Raw genomic sequence first — 16,869 nt, forward strand, 5'->3', positions numbered from 1 at the left:
AAATCGACCACGATGTCGGAATGGCGGGAGCCGCCACGTCCTTGGAACAACCTGATCGTACACAGGTTTCGCTCAACAGGAGGAATGCCGAAATGACCGCCACGACACAGCATGAACTGGTTCTCGTTCGCGAAATGGATGTGCCGCGCGAGAAGATCTACAAGGCCTGGACCGACGAGAATTCGATCAAGGAATGGTTCGTTCCGAAGCCCTGGACGATCGCCGAAGCCAAGCTCGATGTGCGCCCGGGTGGCTCCAGCTACGTCGTCATGCAGGATCCTGACGGGAACAAGTATCCGAATTCCGGGGTCTATCTGGAGCTCGTCGAAAACGAGAAGATCGTCTTCACCGATGCCTATACGAGCGGCTGGGTGCCGTCCGAAAAGCCGTTCTTCACCGCCGTCATCCTGCTCGAAGATCTCGGCAACGGCCGGACGAAATATACCGCCAAGGCGCTGCACTGGCGTGCCGAAGACAAGGAGGCCCACGAGAAGATGGGTTTTCACGAGGGCTGGGGTACCGTCGCCGGCCAGCTTGAGGAATACCTGAAGCGCAGTTGATCGACTTAAAGCGGGCGCTGAGGCGGTTTCGATTTCGATTCCGCCAGCGCCCGCAAGCCGTTGAATTTGGATTCGGATTGGCGGTTGTGTATTGTGTCGGAGCAACATCGAGGTGACCGTCATGGCCGTGATGAGCAGCAAGGATTTCGAGCAAGACGGCAGCGCTGCAATGAAGGCGGCCGCGAGCGGCCCCGTGTTCATCGTCGATGGCGGAGTGAACTCGTATGTGCTGCTGACGGTTGAGGAATATGTCAGGCTTGGCGGCAAAGGGCCGAAGATTGCCGACCTCTTCTATACGCCAGGGGCCGCCGATATAGAATTCGATCCGCCGAAGATCGAAGATTTGCCCAAGCCAGTCGATTTTTCGTGATATTTCCCGGACGCCAGACATCAGACTGTCTGATGTCGGATCCCACCGCCTAATCCACCCATCAACTTTATCGAACGATCCGTTCCAGAATTTCCGTTTGCCCGGGGGCTTGCCGATCCTTATCTGAGGAGCAAGTTCAACAGGATGCCGACAATGGAACTGGGTCTCTACACTTTCGCCGACGTCAACCCCAATCCGAGTCGCAGCAAGGGTGCGGAGGGTGCCGAGCGGTTGAAGCATCTGATCGAGGAAATCGAGCTTGCCGACCAGGTGGGGCTCGATGTCTTCGGGCTTGGCGAGCATCACCGTCCTGACTATGCGGCCTCCGTTCCCGCCATGGCGCTGGCGGCGGCTGCGGTGAAGACTAAGAATATCCGGCTGACGAGCGCAGTGACCGTTCTGTCCTCCGAAGATCCTGTCCGCGTCTTCCAGCAGTTTGCAACGCTCGATCTGCTCTCCAATGGGCGCGCCGAGATCATGGCGGGGCGCGGTTCCTTCATCGAGTCCTTCCCGCTGTTCGGCTACAATCTCGAAGACTACGACCAGCTGTTCGAAGAGAAGCTCGATCTCTTGATGGCGCTGCGCGACGAGGAAGTCGTCAACTGGAAGGGCGAGCTGCGGGCGCCGATCAACGGGCGCGGCGTTTATCCGCGTCCGCTGCAGGATCCGCTGCCGCTGTGGATTGCCGTCGGCGGGACGCCGCAGTCGGTGGCGCGGGCAGGCGCGATGGGCCTGCCGGTGGCGCTGGCGATCATCGGGGGAGAGTATCCGCGTTTTGCGCCGCTCTTCGAGCTCTATCGCGAGGCGGCACGCCGGGCAGGGCAGGATGCCTCGAAGCTGAAGACCAGCATCAACGTTCACGGCTTCATCGCCGACACGACCGAAGCGGCAGCCGACCAGTTCTACGGGCCGCAGGCCGATGTGATGAACCGCATTGGCCGCGAGCGCGGCTGGGGGCCGACGAACCGGGCGCATTTCGATGCGGCGCGGGGACCGATCGGCAACCTCTTCCTCGGCAGTCCGGAACAGGTGGCCGAGAAGATCGTTGCTGCGCACAAGCTGTTCGGGAATGACCGCTTCCTGCTGCAGATGGCGATCGGCCTGATGCCGCATGACCAGATCATGCGCGGCATCGAGCTCTACGGCACGAAAGTCGCGCCGCTGGTCAGAAAGGCATTGACTGAAACGGGCGAAGGCGCGAAAGCGACCGCCTAGACCCGCAATTGGCCTGCCGCCGATGCGGCAGCCGGGAAGAACGATGGTAATCGAAAACGACGACGAACTGGAAAAGCTGAAGGATGTCGGGCGCATCTGCGCCAACGCCATCCAGATCATGGCGGCAGCGCTTGAGCCGGGGATCACCACCCTGGAGCTTGACCAGATCGGCCGCAAGGTTCTCGAAGATGCAGGCGCCCGTTCGGCGCCTGAATTCTGCTACCAGTTTCCCGGTGCGACCTGCATCAGCGTCAACGAGGAGATCGCCCACGGCATTCCCGGCCCACGGGTGATCCGCCCGGGCGATCTCGTCAATATCGACGTCTCGGCCGAGAAGAACGGCTTCTTCGCCGACACCGGCGCCTCCTTCACCGTGCCGCCGGTCAAGCCGAAGATCGAGCGGCTCTGCCGCGACGGCAAGCGGGCGCTGTTCGTCGGCCTCAACCAGATCAAGTCGGGCGAGCCGCTGGCAAAGATCGGCAACGCCGTCGGCGCCTTTGCGGCGAAGAACCGCTACACCCTGGTCGCCAACCTGGCGAGCCACGGCGTCGGCCGCTCGCTGCACGAGGAGCCGGGCGAACTCTCGACATGGCCGGATCCTTCCGAAAAGCGGATCATGACCGATGGTCTTGTCTTCACCGTCGAGCCGTTCCTGTCGCTCGGCGCCACATGGGCCGAAGGCGGTGACGATGCCTGGACGCTCTATGCCGATCCGCAGGCGCCCACTGTGCAATACGAGCACACCGTCGTTGCGACCCGCAACGGTCCGCTGATCCTGACGCTGCCGGATCTTGCTGCTTAACCGGGTAGGGCGTTCATCCTTTACGGCGCCCGGCGGCCAGGCTTAGGACCACACTCATCCGAATATTCAGGCGTCTACCGCCTATGGCCGATTAGCGGCTGCGGCATTTCCGCGGTACCGCTTGAGACATGCCGGCTGAACCGTTGCCTTGCCCGCCGGCTGTTGCGGAGGGTCGGGAATGCTGCAGAGACAACAGGGCAGTGGATCGGCCGTTCAGCACGGCTATCGCTCGGATATCGACGGGCTGCGCGCTGTCGCGGTTCTGTCCGTCGTCATCTTCCATGCCTTTCCCACCTGGCTGCCGGGCGGCCTTGTCGGCGTCGATATCTTCTTCGTGATTTCGGGCTATCTGATCAGCGGGCATATCCTGCAGCAGCTGCATGACGACCGCTTCTCGATCTTCGATTTCTATAGCCGCCGCATCCGCCGGATTTTTCCGGCGCTGATCGCCGTGCTGCTGTTCTGCCTGTGCGTTGGCTGGATCGCCTTGTCGGCGGCCGATAACCGGGAGCTTGGAGAGCATGTGGCGGGCGGCGCCGGTTTCGTTGCCAACCTGCTGTTCTGGTTCGAGATCGGCAGCCAGAAGGATGGCGGCATTTCCAATCCGCTGCTGCATCTCTGGTCGCTCGGGGTCGAGGAGCAATTCTACATCGTCTGGCCACTGGCGGCCTGGATTGCCTGGCGGCGCGGCATGAACGTGATCAAGACGATCGCCGTCGTGGCGCTTGTCTCGATGATCGCCAATCTGGTGATCGTCTACCTTGACCGGACAACGGCATTCTACCTGCCGATTACCCGCTTCTGGGAGCTGCTTGCCGGTGCTGCGTTGGCCGAGCTTGAGCGGTCCCGTGGCAATCTTTCGAAACCGGCGGCCAATGCCGCCGCCATCTCCGGCATCGTGTTGCTGGTTCTTAGTTTCGCGCTGATCCGCGAGAAGCAGGCCTTTCCGGGCATCATCGCCGCGGCACCGGTTCTCGGCGCCGTGCTGGTGATCGCTGCGGGAAAGACCGCATTCCTGAAACAGGCGATCTTCAGCAATCCGATTGCTATCGCCGTCGGCCTGATTAGCTATCCGCTTTATCTGTGGCACTGGCCGCTCTTGTCGTTCGGCTACATCGTCGAGAAGGACACGCCTGCACTTTCCGTTCGCATCGGCCTGCTTGCCGCCGGCTTTGCCCTCGCAGCCCTGACCTATCTGCTGATCGAAAAGCCGATCCGCTTCGGGCGGTTCAGGAAATCGGCCGTGGCCGTTCCACTGTTTGCGGTGATGATGGCGATTGGCGTAGCTGGATATTGGGTCGCGGAGCGCGACGGGCTGCCGGGCAGTTCGGTGCGGCGCGACATGGCGCAGATCGGCCCCGTCCTGCAAAAAGACGGCCGCCACGCAACGCGCGACGGCAGTCCGCTTTAAGGTCTGGTGTGGACCGCTCAGCCTTGCGGCTTGGCATCACCGCCCTGGAGAATTTCCATTGCGGCGCGCTCCAGGATGCCTGAAATGCGGGCCGCTTCAGCCGGTGACCAGGGATGACGCATGCGCAGCGCCGAGCGGAGCAGTTCGCGGGCGGCACGAACCTCACGGTCGTCGCGCATGAACTCCTCGTTCTCCTCGTGGCGGCGGCCATGCTGTTCCGGATCGAACATGCGGTTGACGAAGGCCATCTTCTCGCCGACGCGCTCGAGCTTGCTGAAAATTCCGTCGATCATTGCACGGTTCTCCTCGACCTTGCGCTTGCCGCTTTCGGTGATCTTGTAGAGCTTCTTGGTGCCCTCGGCCTCGACTTCAGTCAGGCCGGTTTCTTCCAGATAGGTCAGTGCCGGGTAGATGACCCCCGGGCTCGGCACATAGAAGCCGCCGGAGCGCTCTTCCAGTACCTTGATCAGTTCATAACCGTGGCGCGGCTGCTCGTTGAGCAGCGCCAGAAGCACGATCTGCAGATCGCCTGCCGAAAACTTCCGGCCCATGCCCATGCGGATCGCATCGCCAAACATGCCGCCGCCACCGCCTCTAAAGCCTCTCATAGCTCTTCCTTTCATCGTTAGTCATATCGAATGCTATGTCGTAAAACATATATCGTACGATATTGCGTTTCAAGATGCACATCTTGAATTTCTGAAATTGATCGATCGATCAGAATTACTTGTTTGCGGTGCAACAGGGACGGCGCGATAAGCGGAGCATGTTGGCACGCAATGACAATGAGCCCGTCAGTCTGTTCCGCACGGCGCTTGCCGGGATGATCGCCATGGCCGCGGCCATGGGCTTCGGGCGCTTCTCCTACACGCCGATCCTGCCGGGCATGATGAGCGGCATTCCGCTCTCGGCATCGGATGCCGGCTTCATCGCCTCGGCGAATTTCGTCGGCTATCTCGCGGGTGCCATTCTTGCCGCCTATGGCTGGGCGGCGGGGCGGGAGCGCTTCGTGGCGCTGTCGGCTTTGGCGCTCAGCACGCTGCTACTGGCTGCGATGGGCGTGACGACCTCGGTGCCCGTCTTCGCTGCAATCCGGTTCCTCGCCGGTCTCGCCAGCGCCTTTGCAATGATCTTCACCTCGTCGATCGTGCTCAGCCATGGGGCTGCTGCCGGTAACGACCATGTGCAGTCGGCGCATTTCGGCGGGCCGGGGGCAGGGATCGCGCTGTCGTCGGTCATGGTGCTGCTGATCGGTCTCCTCTATCCCGGTGCCGGTGCATGGCGGGCCGACTGGTTCGGCGGGGCGATCTTCTCTGCGGTCAGTCTTGCCGCCGTCTGGTATCTGCTGCCGGCCGGCCCGGCACGTTCGCAGCAGTCAGGGCCGGAGCCTGCCATCCGCTGGAACCGGCCGATGACGCTGGTGACGCTTTCCTACGGGATCTTCGGCTTCGGCTATGTGATCACCGCCACCTTCCTCGTTGCCATCGCGCGCATGGATGCAGCCGGGCAGATGGTGGAGTTTCTCTGCTGGTTCATCGCCGGGCTGACATCGGCGGTCGCGCTGTTTGCCTGGAAGCCCTTCGTCAAGCCGCTTGGCCTCGGTGGCGTCTATGTGGCCGCGCTGGTGGTCGAGGCGGCGGGCGTTCTGGCGACCGTGATGCTGCCGCATTCGCTGGCGCCGCTGATCGGCGGCGGGTTGTTCGGCGCGACATTTCTGGCCATCACCGCATTCGGCCTGCAGATCGGCCGCAAGCTGTCGCCCGAAAGCCCGCGGCGGATCTTCGCGATGATGACGGCGGCCTTCGGAGTCGGCCAGATCATCGGGCCGCTGGTCGCCGGCTGGGTGGCTGAGGGCACCGGCAGCTTCACGCTGCCGACCTATATGGCGGCGGCCGCACTCGTCGTCTGCGCGCTGCTGGTGCTGCCGGTCATCAAGAAACTGGGATAAGCCGTTACAAATACGTAAGAATGGCCCGCGGCCATTGCTGCCTTCTTCGAACTGCCTTAATTTCCCGCACAATCAGTGCTGTCAAAGCAAATGCCGACTCTGTTCAAGAAAGCCGCGCAAACGTGTTCGTCTCCTATTTCCCGAAGCCGAAACTGTTCTTCATATCCGCTATCGTCTGGGCGCTGATTGGCGTTCTTCTCTGGTATTTCGGAGGCTCCGGCCTCGGTGCCGCGATCGGCCTGCCGCCACTGCCGGCCGGGGAGGAGGCAGTGATCGGCGTTTCCGTTTTCTGGTCGAAACCGTTCCTGTGGTTCTACATCTATTACGCGGTCTTCGTCGCCCTGTTCGCGGGCTTCTGGTTTACCTACAGCCCGCACCGCTGGCAGAATTGGTCGGTGCTCGGTTCGGCGCTGATCATCTTCAACACCTATTTCTCGGTGCAGGTGAGCGTGGCGATCAATGCGTGGTACGGACCGTTCTACGACATGATCCAGCGGGCGCTGGCGCGTCAGGACCCGATACCGAGCGCTGCCGACCTCTACTGGGGCATGACCGGCTTTGCGGGCATCGCCTTCGTCGCCATCACCGTTGGCGTGCTGAACCTGTTCTTCGTCAGCCACTATATCTTCCGCTGGCGCACGGCGATGAACGAATTCTACATGTCCTACTGGCCGAAGCTGCGCCATATCGAAGGCGCTTCGCAGCGCGTTCAGGAAGATACGATGCGCTTCTCGACCACAGTCGAAAGCCTTGGGGTCAACCTCGTCAGCTCGATCATGACGCTGATCGCCTTCCTGCCGGTGCTGTTCAAGTTCTCCAGCACGGTCACGGAGCTGCCGATCGTCGGCACGGTGCCGCATGCGCTCGTCTGGGCGGCAATCTTCTGGTCGCTGTTCGGTACGGTCTTTCTGGCGGCGGTCGGTATCAAGCTGCCGGGCCTCGAATTCCGCAACCAGCGCGTTGAAGCGGCCTACCGCAAGGAACTGGTTTATGGCGAGGACCATGACGACCGCGCGGATCCGATCACAGTGGCGCAGCTGTTCGCCAACGTGCGGCGCAACTACTTCCGCCTCTATTTCCACTACATGTATTTCAACGTTGCCCGTATCTTTTATCTGCAGGCGGACAATCTGTTCGGCACCTTCGTCCTCGTGCCGTCGATCGTTGCCGGCAAGCTGACGCTTGGCGTCATGAGCCAGATCCAGAATGTGTTCGGACAGGTGCGTGAATCGTTCCAGTATCTCGTCAATTCCTGGACGACGATCGTCGAGCTGCTGTCCATCTACAAGCGTCTTCGGACGTTCGAATCGGCGATTGATGGGGAGCCGTTGCCGGCGATCGATCAGCGGTATCTGGACCGTGAAGGTGGGGTTGTCCATCAGGACGGTTGAGCCGGATTGCCGAAAGCTCTGAGCGAGCAGCCCCCTCATCCGGCTGCCGCCACCTTCTCCCCGATGGGGAGAAGGGAACGAGCCTTAAGCGCTCGCTTCCTCTTTACGCAAGTTTTGTGGATGCCGCCGCCAGACTTCCCTTCTCCCCAGCGGGGAGAAGGTGCCCGAAGGGCGGATGAGGGGGCCGCTTGCGCTGACGCCAGTAGACGTTACAGCCCCGAAGCGTCCTGCGCCTTCAACTTCCCGCGTGCCAGAATCATCGGAATCGCCTCGGAATAGCTGACGCAAGCGACATCGCTCCTATGGCAGACGTCGCTGACCAGCCGGTCGAGCGCCCGCCAATAGGCGCCGCCGTTCATCTCCACGAAATGGAAGCCGAGCTGCAGCGGGATGCGGTTGCCGGAATATTGCTTGTCGAAGGCTTCCTTGAAGGCGGCGTAGGAGCGGTCCTCGAAGGTCTTGCTGTCGGCGGCGTCTTCTTCGCCCTTTGAGTGGCGGACGAAGAGATTGTAGTCCATGCCGATGATCGGACGGTCCTTCGGACCCTCGGGGATCAGCGGCAGGCCGAAGCGGATGATGCCGTCTTCGACGACGGGCATGGCCGGTCCCTTGGTGACGAGACTGGCGTCATAGGTGAAGCCCGCCTTCTTTTCCGCCGTGATCATGTCGCTGCCCGCCGTTGCCGAGAGGTAGGGGGCTCGAAAACCCTTGATGCCGTGATCGGCGAGATCCTGCCAGCCATCCGGCTCCTCCAGGCCGACACTCTTCCAGGCATTCTTCAGCGTCGTCTTGAAGGTCGTGTATTCATCCGACCAGTCGGCAGCGCTCCACTGGCGGCCGTCGAAGTGGCCGCAGGCATGGCTGGAGATGTCGTGTCCCTCCAGATGGGCGTGCCAGATGTTGCCGAGACGCTCGCGGATTTCATCATCGCTCTGGGCGAAGCCGACATTCGACTTTCCGCGTTTCTGATGAGGGGCTTGGTAGGCCTTCTTCGCATCCTGATTCATCAGGAAGGTGCAGGAGAGGAAATAGGTGAAGTGGGCGCCGTTCTTGGCCGCTATCTCGCGGCTCTTCTGCCATAGCGCGTTGTCGTGGGCGCCGTCGAAGGAGATGATGACGAGCTGCTTCGGCTGATCGGCAGCGATGGCTGCGGAGGGCAGGGCAACGGAAAGGGCGAGACAGGCAGAGGAAATGGAACGAAACATGGGCACCGCGACAATTTGTTTGCGGCTTTCCTGTTACAGAATTGCGGCGAAGCTGCGGTCGCGCTGGCATTTTCGCCGGTCAACCGGTATCCAGCATCAGCATCTATCAATCAGGAATATCAGCCATGGCCTTGCTTGCCTTAAGCCTCGTTCTTTTCCTTGGTCTTCATCTGATCCGCGTTGTCGCACCCGGCTTCCGGCTGGCGATGATCGAGAAGCTCGGCAAGCCCGTGTGGATCGCCTTCCATTCGATCGCCAGCATCCTGACGCTGGTGTTCGTCGCCTATGCCTTCGTGACGGCGCGCAGCGAGCCGATCGGCATGCTCTACAATCCGCCGGCGGGCATGGCGCATCTGACCGTGACGCTGATGCTTGTCGCCGTTATCTGTTTTGTCGCCGGCTTTCTGCCGGCCGGCCATATCCGGGCCAAGACCAAGCATCCGGTGGTGCTGTCGGTGAAGATCTGGGCGCTCGCCCATCTGCTGTCGAATGGCGAGGCCTATTCCGTGCTGCTGTTTGCGGCGTTTCTCGCCTGGGGCGTCATCCTGCGCATCTCGCTGAAGCGCCGCTGGCGCCGCGGCGAGATCACGCTGCCGGTGTTCGTTTCGGGCAAATACGATCTCTATGCCGTCGTCCTCGGCGTCATCGTCTGGGCATTGATGATCTGGCGGGTGCATGAATGGCTGATCGGCGTGGCGCCGCTGCCGATGCTGGCTTCCTGAGGAATCTCAGATATCCCCCTTACATCGGCCGCAAAATGGGGTAGAAGGCCCAACAATATGCGCAAACGCATAAACTGGGCTTTTCCTGCCGGAGACGAGAATGGCATTCAACGACGATAGCTTCATTCGTGAAGTCAATGAGGAACTGCGTTCCGACCAGATGAAGGGCGCATGGCGCCGTTTCGGCCGCTACCTGATCGCGCTCGCCGTCCTGATCGTTCTCGGCACCGTCGGCTTCAAGGTTTACCAGTATTGGGACGACAATGCCTCGTCCAGCACCGGCGACCAATTCCTGGCGGCGATGAAGCTGGCCGACGAGAACAAGAACGACGAGGCGCTGGCCGCGCTCGACAAGCTGGAGAAGGAAGGCCATGGCGCCTATCCGGTTCTGGCCCGCATGCGCGCCGCGACCGTCCTGTCGGCCAAGGGCGACAATGCCGGTGCCGTTGCTGCCTTCCAGGTGATCGGCAAGGATCAGTCGGTTCCGGAAGCCGTGCGCAGTGCCGCCAAGCTTCGCGCCGGCTGGTTGCTGATCGATACCGGCACTTACGATCAGGTCGTTGCCGAGCTTGAGGATATGGCGATCCCGGCCAATGCCTTCCGCCACTCGGCCCGCGAAGCGCTCGGCATTGCCGCCTACAAGGCCGGCAACATGGCGCAGGCGCGTACCTGGTTCACGCAGATCACTGAAGATGCCGCGAGCCCGCGCAATATTGCCAACCGGGCGCAGATGATGCTTGATAACATTACCGCATCCGGCAAAGCGCCCGCCGCACAGGGCTGAGCTTAAGGAAACCTGATGAGTTTTACGGTCGCCATCGTCGGTCGCCCGAATGTCGGTAAATCGACGCTTTTCAACCGCCTGGTTGGGAAGAAGCTGGCGCTTGTCGATGACACGCCGGGCGTTACCCGCGACCGCCGTCCTGGCGACGCGCGGCTGATGGGCCTGACCTTCACCATCATCGACACCGCCGGTCTCGAAGAGGCCGACGAAGAGAGCCTGCAGGGCCGCATGCGTTTGCAGACGGAAGCGGCGATCGACGAGGCGGATCTTTCGCTCTTCGTCGTCGATGCCAAGTTCGGCCTGACGCCCGTCGACAAGGATCTCGCCGAGATGCTGCGCCGCCGCGGCAAGCCGGTGGTGCTGGTTGCCAACAAGTCGGAAGCCAAGGGCTCCGACGGCGGGTTCTACGATGCCTATACGCTCGGCCTCGGCGAACCGACGCCGATTTCTGCCGAACACGGCCAGGGGATGCTGGATCTGCGCGACGCCATCGTCGAGGCGATCGGCAAGGACCGCGCCTATGCCAAGCAGGAAGACGACGCCGTCACCGACGTCGATGTTCGAGACGAATTCGAAGACGACGACTACGAACCCGAATACGACGACACCAAGCCGTTGCGCGTGGCGATCATCGGCCGCCCGAATGCCGGCAAGTCGACGCTGATCAACCGCTTTCTCGGCGAAGACCGTCTGCTAACGGGTCCGGAAGCCGGCATTACCCGCGATAGCATTTCCGTCGAGTGGGACTGGCACGGCCGGACCATCAAGATGTTCGATACGGCCGGCATGCGCAAAAAGGCGCGTGTCACCGAGAAGCTTGAAAAGCTGTCGGTTGCGGATTCGCTGCGCTCGATCCGCTTTGCCGAAACGGTGGTGATCGTCTTCGATTCGACTATTCCGTTCGAAAAGCAGGACCTGCAGCTGGTGGATCTGGTGATCCGCGAAGGCCGCGCCGCGGTTCTCGCCTTCAACAAGTGGGATATGATCGAGGATCCGCAGGCGGTGCTTGCCGATCTGCGGGAAAAGACGGAGCGGCTGCTGCCGCAGGCGCGCGGTATTCGCGCCGTGCCGATCTCGGGTCAGACCGGCCGCGGGCTCGACAAGCTGATGCAGTCGATCATCGAGACCGACCGCGTCTGGAACAAACGCATCTCGACCTCGAAGCTCAATCGCTGGCTGGAGCAGCAGCAGGTGCAGCATCCGCCGCCCGCCGTCTCCGGCCGCCGCCTGAAGCTGAAATACATGACGCAGGTCAAGGCCCGCCCGCCGGCGTTCATGATCTCCTGCACGCGCGCCGATTCCCTGCCGGAATCCTACACGCGCTTCCTGATCAACAGCCTGCGCGTCGATTTCGACATGCCGAGCGTGCCGATCCGGATCCACTACCGCGAAAAGGAAAACCCCTACGAGGGGAAGAGGCGGCGGACTTAACGCCCGTCATTTAGGCTGGAGCGTGCAGCCCCCTCATCCGGCTGCCGCCACCTTCTCCCCGCTGGGGAGAAGGGATTCGCCGCACTCACTCGCGTGCTCGCGATGTTGGATTTCGGGGGCTGCAGTTGCCTCAAGTGCCTTCTCCCCAGCGGGGAGAAGGTGGCCCGAAGGGTCGGATGAGGGGGCTACGCCCGCAAATCTCAAACGAATTCAAACACTAGGCTTCATCACTCCGCAGCGATCGCCGCCTTCCGTCTTGGCAGGGTCTTGGCATATTGCCAGGCGCGCTTCCATTTCGGAGCGATGACGCCGTTGGCGGCGCGGATGTTGTTGATGAACTGCTGCGTCGCCGCTTCCCAGGAATAGTTCAGCGCCAGCTCGCGGGCTTTTTCGCGGGATGCCGAAAGTGCGGCCAGGCAGGCGGCACGCAGGTCGTCGTCCAGCGCGCCGACTTCGCCATCGTCGCCGATGATATCGAGCGGGCCAGTGACCGGATAGGCGGCGACCGGGACGCCGGAGGCGAGCGCCTCGAGGATGGTGTTGCCGAAGGTGTCGGTCAGCGACGGGAAGACGAAGACGTCGGCCTGGGCGTAGATCGCGGCCAATTCCTCGCCGAACTTGATGCCGGTGAAGAGGACGTCGGGGTAGCGCCTGGCAAGCTCGGCACGCGCCGGGCCATCGCCGACGACGACCTTCGAGCCGGGCAGGTCGAGATCGAGGAAAGCGGGCAGGTTCTTTTCGAGCGCGACGCGGCCAACGGTCATGAAGACGGGGCGCTGCAGGCCGAAAGGCTTTTCCTCGAGTTCCGTCGGGTGGAACTGCGAGGCGTCGATGCCGCGGGTCCAGGGCATCAGGTTGCGGATGCCTTTTTCCGCCAGTTCGCGGGCGAGGCTGGGGGTCGCCACCATGCAGCCGGCGCCGGAATTGTGGAACCAGCGCACGAAAGCGTAGAGCCAGCTCTTCGGCACCGGCAGGCGTGCCGAGACATATTCCGGAAAGCGGGTGTGATAGCTGGTGGAGAAGGGCATGCGGTTCTTCAGGCACCAGCGCCGCGCCGTCAGCCCGAGCGGGCCTTCGGTGGCGATGTGAACGTAGGACGGCCGGTGCTTTTCGATCTCGCGGGCAACGCGGCCATAGCGGGCGACCGACAGGCGGATCTCGGGATAGGTCGGGCAGGGGAAGCTCGCGAAGCGCTCGGGCGTGACCATCGACACCTCGACGCCCATCTTCGCCAGCTCGCGATTGGTATTCTCGATCGAGCGCACGACGCCATTGACCTGCGGGTGCCAGGCGTCGGTGACGATGACGAGGCGTTCGAGCACCGTCCCGGGCGCGGCATTGGCCCAGCTCTCACCACTCTGGCTCTTCGAAGGATGTTGAAGCATATCCCGTATCCATCCAGGCCGCCGGCTTCGGCGGACACGACCCCAGGCAGGCTTGCTCCACATATAGAGCGATTCCCGCATGCCTTATTTTGAAGGCTTTCCGTGATGGATTTATTACAGAGCGCTTGGAGAGCCGGGCTCAGAGCCCGAGCTTTTCCCTGGCAACCAGCGCGCCATGTTCGCTGACGACGCGGGCGGCGACCTTGGCGGCGAAGCGGGCGCTTGTCTCGGCGTCTTTGGTTTCCAGGTATTTCGCCAGGAAAGAGCCGTTGAAGCTGTCGCCGGCGCTGGTCGTGTCGATGACGGTCTCGACCTTTTCGGCGGGAACTGCGGCGCGCTTGCCTTCGAAATCCAGCGTGGCGCCATCGGCGCCGTTCTTGACGACGATGTTCTGGGCGCCGAGCGCGCGGTAGCGGTGGATGGTCGCCTCGATCGAATCGTCGCCGAAATGCGAGGCCTCGTCGTCGAAGCTCGGCATGACCAGCGTCGAGGCGCGGGCGCCCTCGCTGATGACCGTGTGCATCACGTCATAGCTCGACCAGAGTCGCGGGCGGATGTTCGGATCGAAGACCACCAGCTTGCCGGATGCCTTGGCGCGGCGGGTTTCGGCCAGCAGCGTATCGGTATCCTCGCGCGGCAGGATGGCGAGCGTGATGCCGGAGAAATAGATGACGTCGGAGGCTTCCACCGCCTCGCGCAGGCGGTCGGGGTCGGCGGCCAACTGCCTGGCGGCGGAGCTGTCGCGCCAATAGCTGAAGGAGCGCTCGCCGTTCCTGAGGTTGATCATGTAGAGACCGGGCGCCTTGCCCTTGATGCGGCGGATATGGCCGGTGCCGATGCCGTGGCTCTCGAAGAAGGCCGCCATCTCGTCGGACATGGCGTCGTCGCCGAGTGCGGTGAAGTAATCGACGGTCCAGGAGGAGGGCATGCAGGCGCGGGCATACCAGGCCGTGTTCAGCGTATCTCCGGCAAAACCTTTCCGCAGCAGACCTTCACCCGCCTGCGACAGCTCCACCATACATTCACCGATCGAAAGAAAGCGTCCGCTCAAATCAGCCTCCCGGAATTCCTAAGCGTCTGCTGCTTACGCGCAGAGGCTTCGGGTGGCAAGCGCACAGGACATGCAAACGGCCCGCTTTGGGCGGGCCGTCTGTTTTCGAAACGCGGTTTTTGAAGCTTAGCCGATTTCCGGGCAGCCACGGCGATTGGCGAAAATGATCCGGTCCGGACCACCGCGCGTCCAGCCGCGAACGGTGACGCTGCGGTCGGTAACGCGGACGACTTCGGCGCGGCGCAGGCCCGCATCGCGGGCGGCCATCACGGCTTCGCGCGGGCTGCAGCCGCGGCGGAAATCGCGATCGCGGTCACCGTAGCGATCCCTGTCGCGGTCACGATCGTAAATGCGCACGCCATCGGGACCAATGCGGAACTGCACGTCCTGCGCCTGCGCAAAGCTTACGGGCAGCGCGACGCTGCCCAAGGTGAGTGCCAGAGCAAGACCGGCATTCGAGATCAATTTCAGCATTATTCTTTCCTCCATTCGGAGCCCTACCAAGACCCGGAACATATGTTTCACGAGGAGGAAACTGCCCCGGAGCGTCATTTGTTCCGCTCCGGGGCAAGCGCTGGAGCTGTCCGCGTGTTGCGCGCGTCAGTCGCCAGGGCGGATCTGAGATCAGCGATCCATGTGATAGCAGGCCGCCGATTGCCCGGGGCGGACCTGCTCCGTCGGCGGCATTTCGGTGCGACAGATGTCGGTCGCCTTCCAGCAGCGGGGCGAGAAGACGCAGCCCTTCGGCGGGTTGAGCGGCGAGGGCGGATCGCCCTGCAGACGGATGCGGGTGCGCTGCCGGGCAAGCTTCGGATCCGGGATCGGGGCAGCCGAGAAGAGGGCCTGTGTATAGGGGTGAGCGGGGTTTTCGAACACCGTCGCGCAGTCGCCTGCTTCGACCACCTTGCCGAGATAGAGTACCAGCACGTCATCGGAAATCAGGCGCACGACCGAAAGGTCATGGCTGATGAAGATCAGCGTCAGGCCGAATTCCTTGCGCAGCTTTCTGAGCAGGGTGATCACCTGCCCTTGGATCGACACGTCGAGCGCCGAAACCGGCTCGTCGCAGATGATCAGCTTCGGCTTGGTCACGACGGCGCGGGCAATGCCGATACGCTGCGCCTGGCCGCCCGAGAATTCGTGCGGGTAGCGGTTGATCATTTCGGGTACGAGGCCGACGGCATTCATGATGTCGCGGACGCGCTCCAGCCGCTCTGCTCTCGACAGCTTCGGCTCGAAGACCGTCAACGGTTCGGCGATGATGTCGCCGACCGTCATGCGCGGATCGAGCGATGCGATCGGATCCTGGAAGATGATCTGCATGTCGCGGCGTGCGGCCCGCATCTCCTCGTCGGAGAGATCGAGCAGGTTGCGGCCCTGCCAGAGGATGCGGCCCTTCTGCGAAGTCAGCAGCCGCAGGATCGAGCGGCCGAGCGTGGACTTGCCGCAGCCGGACTCGCCAACGATGCCGAGCGTGCGGCCTTCCTTGAGATCGAAGCTCACATTGTTGACCGCTGTCAGCATGACCGGCGGCTTGAAGAAGCCCTTGGCGGGCAGTTCGAACTGGGTCGTCAGATTCTCGACCCGGAGCAGGGAACGGTCAGCCATGGATCAGAAGCTCCTTGCGGCGCGGGAAAGGGTGATAGCAGGCCGCACAGTGGCGCGGCGCCAGCGTTTCAAGCGTTGGCGGGCGATCGATGCAATCGTCCTGGACCTGCGAACAGCGGGGCGAGAAATTACAGCCCTTCGGCAGGTGCTGCAGGTTCGGCGGCCGTCCGGGGATGACGACGAGTTCATCGACATCCTGATCCGGGCGGGGAATCGAGGCGTGCAGCGCCGCCGTATAGGGATGCGCCGGGTTGTCGAAGAGTTCGTCGACCGGCGCTTCCTCGACGATGCGCCCGGCATACATGACGGCGACGCGGTCGGCGAGGCCGGCGACGACGCCGAGATCGTGAGTGATCATCACCAGCGCGGTGTTCATCTCCGAGGTCAGGTCGTTGAACAGATCGAGGATCTGCGCCTGGATGGTGACGTCGAGCGCCGTCGTCGGTTCGTCGGCGATCAGGAGCTTCGGCTTGGTCAGGAGCGCCATGGCGATGACGATGCGCTGGCGCATGCCGCCGGAGAGCTCGTGCGGATAGAGATTGAAGCGCCTCGTGGGATCAGGGATACCGACCCGCTTCAGCATGTCGAGGGCTTCGGCGGAGGCGGCGCGCGCCGTTAAGCCGCGGTGAACCTCAAGCTGTTCCGTCAGTTGCCGGGAAATCCTGAGAGACGGATTCAGGGCGGTCATCGGGTCCTGGAAGACCATGGCCATGTCCTTGCCGCGGACTTGGTCGAGCTCTTTCGGCTTCAGCGACAGCACGTCGCGTCCTTCGAGCAGCGCCTGGCCCGATGTCCGGCCGTTCTTGGCAAGCAGGCCCATGACGCCGAGGAAGGTCTGGCTCTTGCCGGAGCCGGATTCGCCGACGATGGCGACACGCTCGCCGCGCTTGATCGACAGGTTCATGTTGGAGACGGCCTTTACCTGGCCGTCCGGGGTCTCGAAGGTGATCGAGTAGTCTTTGAGTTCCAGAAGGTTTTCGGTCATG

Annotated in this window: 17 protein-coding genes; 10 read left to right on the forward strand and 7 right to left on the reverse strand. The window is 62.5% G+C overall.

All coding sequences use genetic code 11. The annotated features are described in order from the left end of the window. The first annotated feature begins 92 nt into the window (after positions 1-92). From J2X43_RS12040 to J2X43_RS12060, 5 genes are all read left to right on the forward strand, one after another. Positions 93-560 (forward strand): SRPBCC family protein, encoded by a 468-nt coding sequence (locus J2X43_RS12040; RefSeq protein WP_310294228.1) that lies wholly within the window; start codon positions 93-95, stop codon positions 558-560. Between the two features lie 121 nt (positions 561-681). Next, on the forward strand, positions 682-930 hold the full coding sequence (locus J2X43_RS12045) for a type II toxin-antitoxin system Phd/YefM family antitoxin (protein WP_310294229.1): 249 nt from the start codon (positions 682-684) through the stop codon (positions 928-930). Between the two features lie 153 nt (positions 931-1,083). Next, positions 1,084-2,145 (forward strand): LLM class flavin-dependent oxidoreductase, encoded by a 1,062-nt coding sequence (locus J2X43_RS12050; protein ID WP_310294231.1) that lies wholly within the window; start codon positions 1,084-1,086, stop codon positions 2,143-2,145. A gap of 43 nt (positions 2,146-2,188) precedes the next feature. After that, positions 2,189-2,947, forward strand: a complete 759-nt coding sequence (gene map, locus J2X43_RS12055; protein WP_112390296.1) for a type I methionyl aminopeptidase — start codon at positions 2,189-2,191, stop codon at positions 2,945-2,947. A 178-nt stretch (positions 2,948-3,125) separates the two neighbouring features. Then, positions 3,126-4,358: an acyltransferase gene (locus J2X43_RS12060; RefSeq protein ID WP_112390297.1), complete on the forward strand. Its 1,233-nt coding sequence runs from the start codon at positions 3,126-3,128 to the stop codon at positions 4,356-4,358. Between the two features lie 17 nt (positions 4,359-4,375). Here J2X43_RS12060 and J2X43_RS12065 read toward each other — a convergent pair whose 3' ends face one another. Continuing rightward, a complete protein-coding gene (locus J2X43_RS12065; RefSeq protein WP_112515656.1) occupies positions 4,376-4,966 on the reverse strand; it encodes a PadR family transcriptional regulator in 591 nt (196 codons plus the stop codon). Positions 4,967-5,124: 158 nt separating this feature from the next. Here J2X43_RS12065 and J2X43_RS12070 point away from each other — a divergent pair, with 158 nt between their 5' ends. Continuing rightward, positions 5,125-6,306: a YbfB/YjiJ family MFS transporter gene (locus J2X43_RS12070; RefSeq protein WP_310294237.1), complete on the forward strand. Its 1,182-nt coding sequence runs from the start codon at positions 5,125-5,127 to the stop codon at positions 6,304-6,306. Between the two features lie 122 nt (positions 6,307-6,428). Then, positions 6,429-7,697 (forward strand): peptide antibiotic transporter SbmA, encoded by a 1,269-nt coding sequence (gene sbmA / locus J2X43_RS12075; RefSeq protein ID WP_310294239.1) that lies wholly within the window; start codon positions 6,429-6,431, stop codon positions 7,695-7,697. A gap of 209 nt (positions 7,698-7,906) precedes the next feature. Here the strand turns inward: sbmA and J2X43_RS12080 are convergent, their stop codons facing one another. Beyond that, positions 7,907-8,902, reverse strand: a complete 996-nt coding sequence (locus tag J2X43_RS12080) for a polysaccharide deacetylase (protein ID WP_310294241.1) — start codon at positions 8,900-8,902, stop codon at positions 7,907-7,909. Between the two features lie 125 nt (positions 8,903-9,027). On the opposite strand from J2X43_RS12080, the gene J2X43_RS12085 reads away from it, so the two are divergent. The 3 genes from J2X43_RS12085 to der all read left to right on the forward strand — a co-directional run bounded on the left by J2X43_RS12085 (position 9,028) and on the right by der (position 11,839). Beyond that, entirely contained in the window at positions 9,028-9,624 is a 597-nt protein-coding gene (locus J2X43_RS12085) for an NnrU family protein (protein ID WP_310294243.1), read from the forward strand. Positions 9,625-9,724: 100 nt separating this feature from the next. Continuing rightward, positions 9,725-10,408 carry a tetratricopeptide repeat protein gene (locus J2X43_RS12090; protein ID WP_310294245.1) on the forward strand — a complete coding sequence of 228 codons (684 nt, stop codon included), beginning with the start codon at positions 9,725-9,727 and terminating at the stop codon, positions 10,406-10,408. 15 nt (positions 10,409-10,423) lie between these two features. Further along, positions 10,424-11,839, forward strand: coding sequence for a ribosome biogenesis GTPase Der (gene der, locus J2X43_RS12095; protein WP_310294247.1), 1,416 nt, complete (start codon positions 10,424-10,426; stop codon positions 11,837-11,839). Between the two features lie 227 nt (positions 11,840-12,066). Here der and J2X43_RS12100 read toward each other — a convergent pair whose 3' ends face one another. From J2X43_RS12100 to J2X43_RS12120, 5 genes are all read right to left on the reverse strand, one after another. After that, complete coding sequence (locus J2X43_RS12100) at positions 12,067-13,224, reverse strand: glycosyltransferase family 1 protein (protein WP_310294249.1); 1,158 nt, start codon at positions 13,222-13,224, stop codon at positions 12,067-12,069. 139 nt (positions 13,225-13,363) lie between these two features. Next, the gene (locus J2X43_RS12105) at positions 13,364-14,275 is read right to left on the reverse strand and encodes a sugar kinase (RefSeq protein ID WP_310294251.1); all 912 of its coding nucleotides are present in this window, start codon (positions 14,273-14,275) and stop codon (positions 13,364-13,366) included. A 126-nt stretch (positions 14,276-14,401) separates the two neighbouring features. Further along, on the reverse strand, positions 14,402-14,749 hold the full coding sequence (locus J2X43_RS12110) for a hypothetical protein (RefSeq protein WP_112386173.1): 348 nt from the start codon (positions 14,747-14,749) through the stop codon (positions 14,402-14,404). A 150-nt stretch (positions 14,750-14,899) separates the two neighbouring features. Further along, complete coding sequence (locus J2X43_RS12115; protein WP_112515664.1) at positions 14,900-15,883, reverse strand: ABC transporter ATP-binding protein; 984 nt, start codon at positions 15,881-15,883, stop codon at positions 14,900-14,902. Beyond that, on the reverse strand, positions 15,876-16,868 hold the full coding sequence (locus J2X43_RS12120; protein WP_310294255.1) for an ABC transporter ATP-binding protein: 993 nt from the start codon (positions 16,866-16,868) through the stop codon (positions 15,876-15,878). Before J2X43_RS12120 ends, J2X43_RS12115 begins: the two co-directional genes overlap by 8 nt. Between the last annotated feature and the right edge of the window lies 1 nt (position 16,869).

Source organism: Rhizobium sp. BE258 (assembly GCF_031457345.1).
Taxonomy (GTDB): Bacteria; Pseudomonadota; Alphaproteobacteria; order Rhizobiales; family Rhizobiaceae; genus Rhizobium.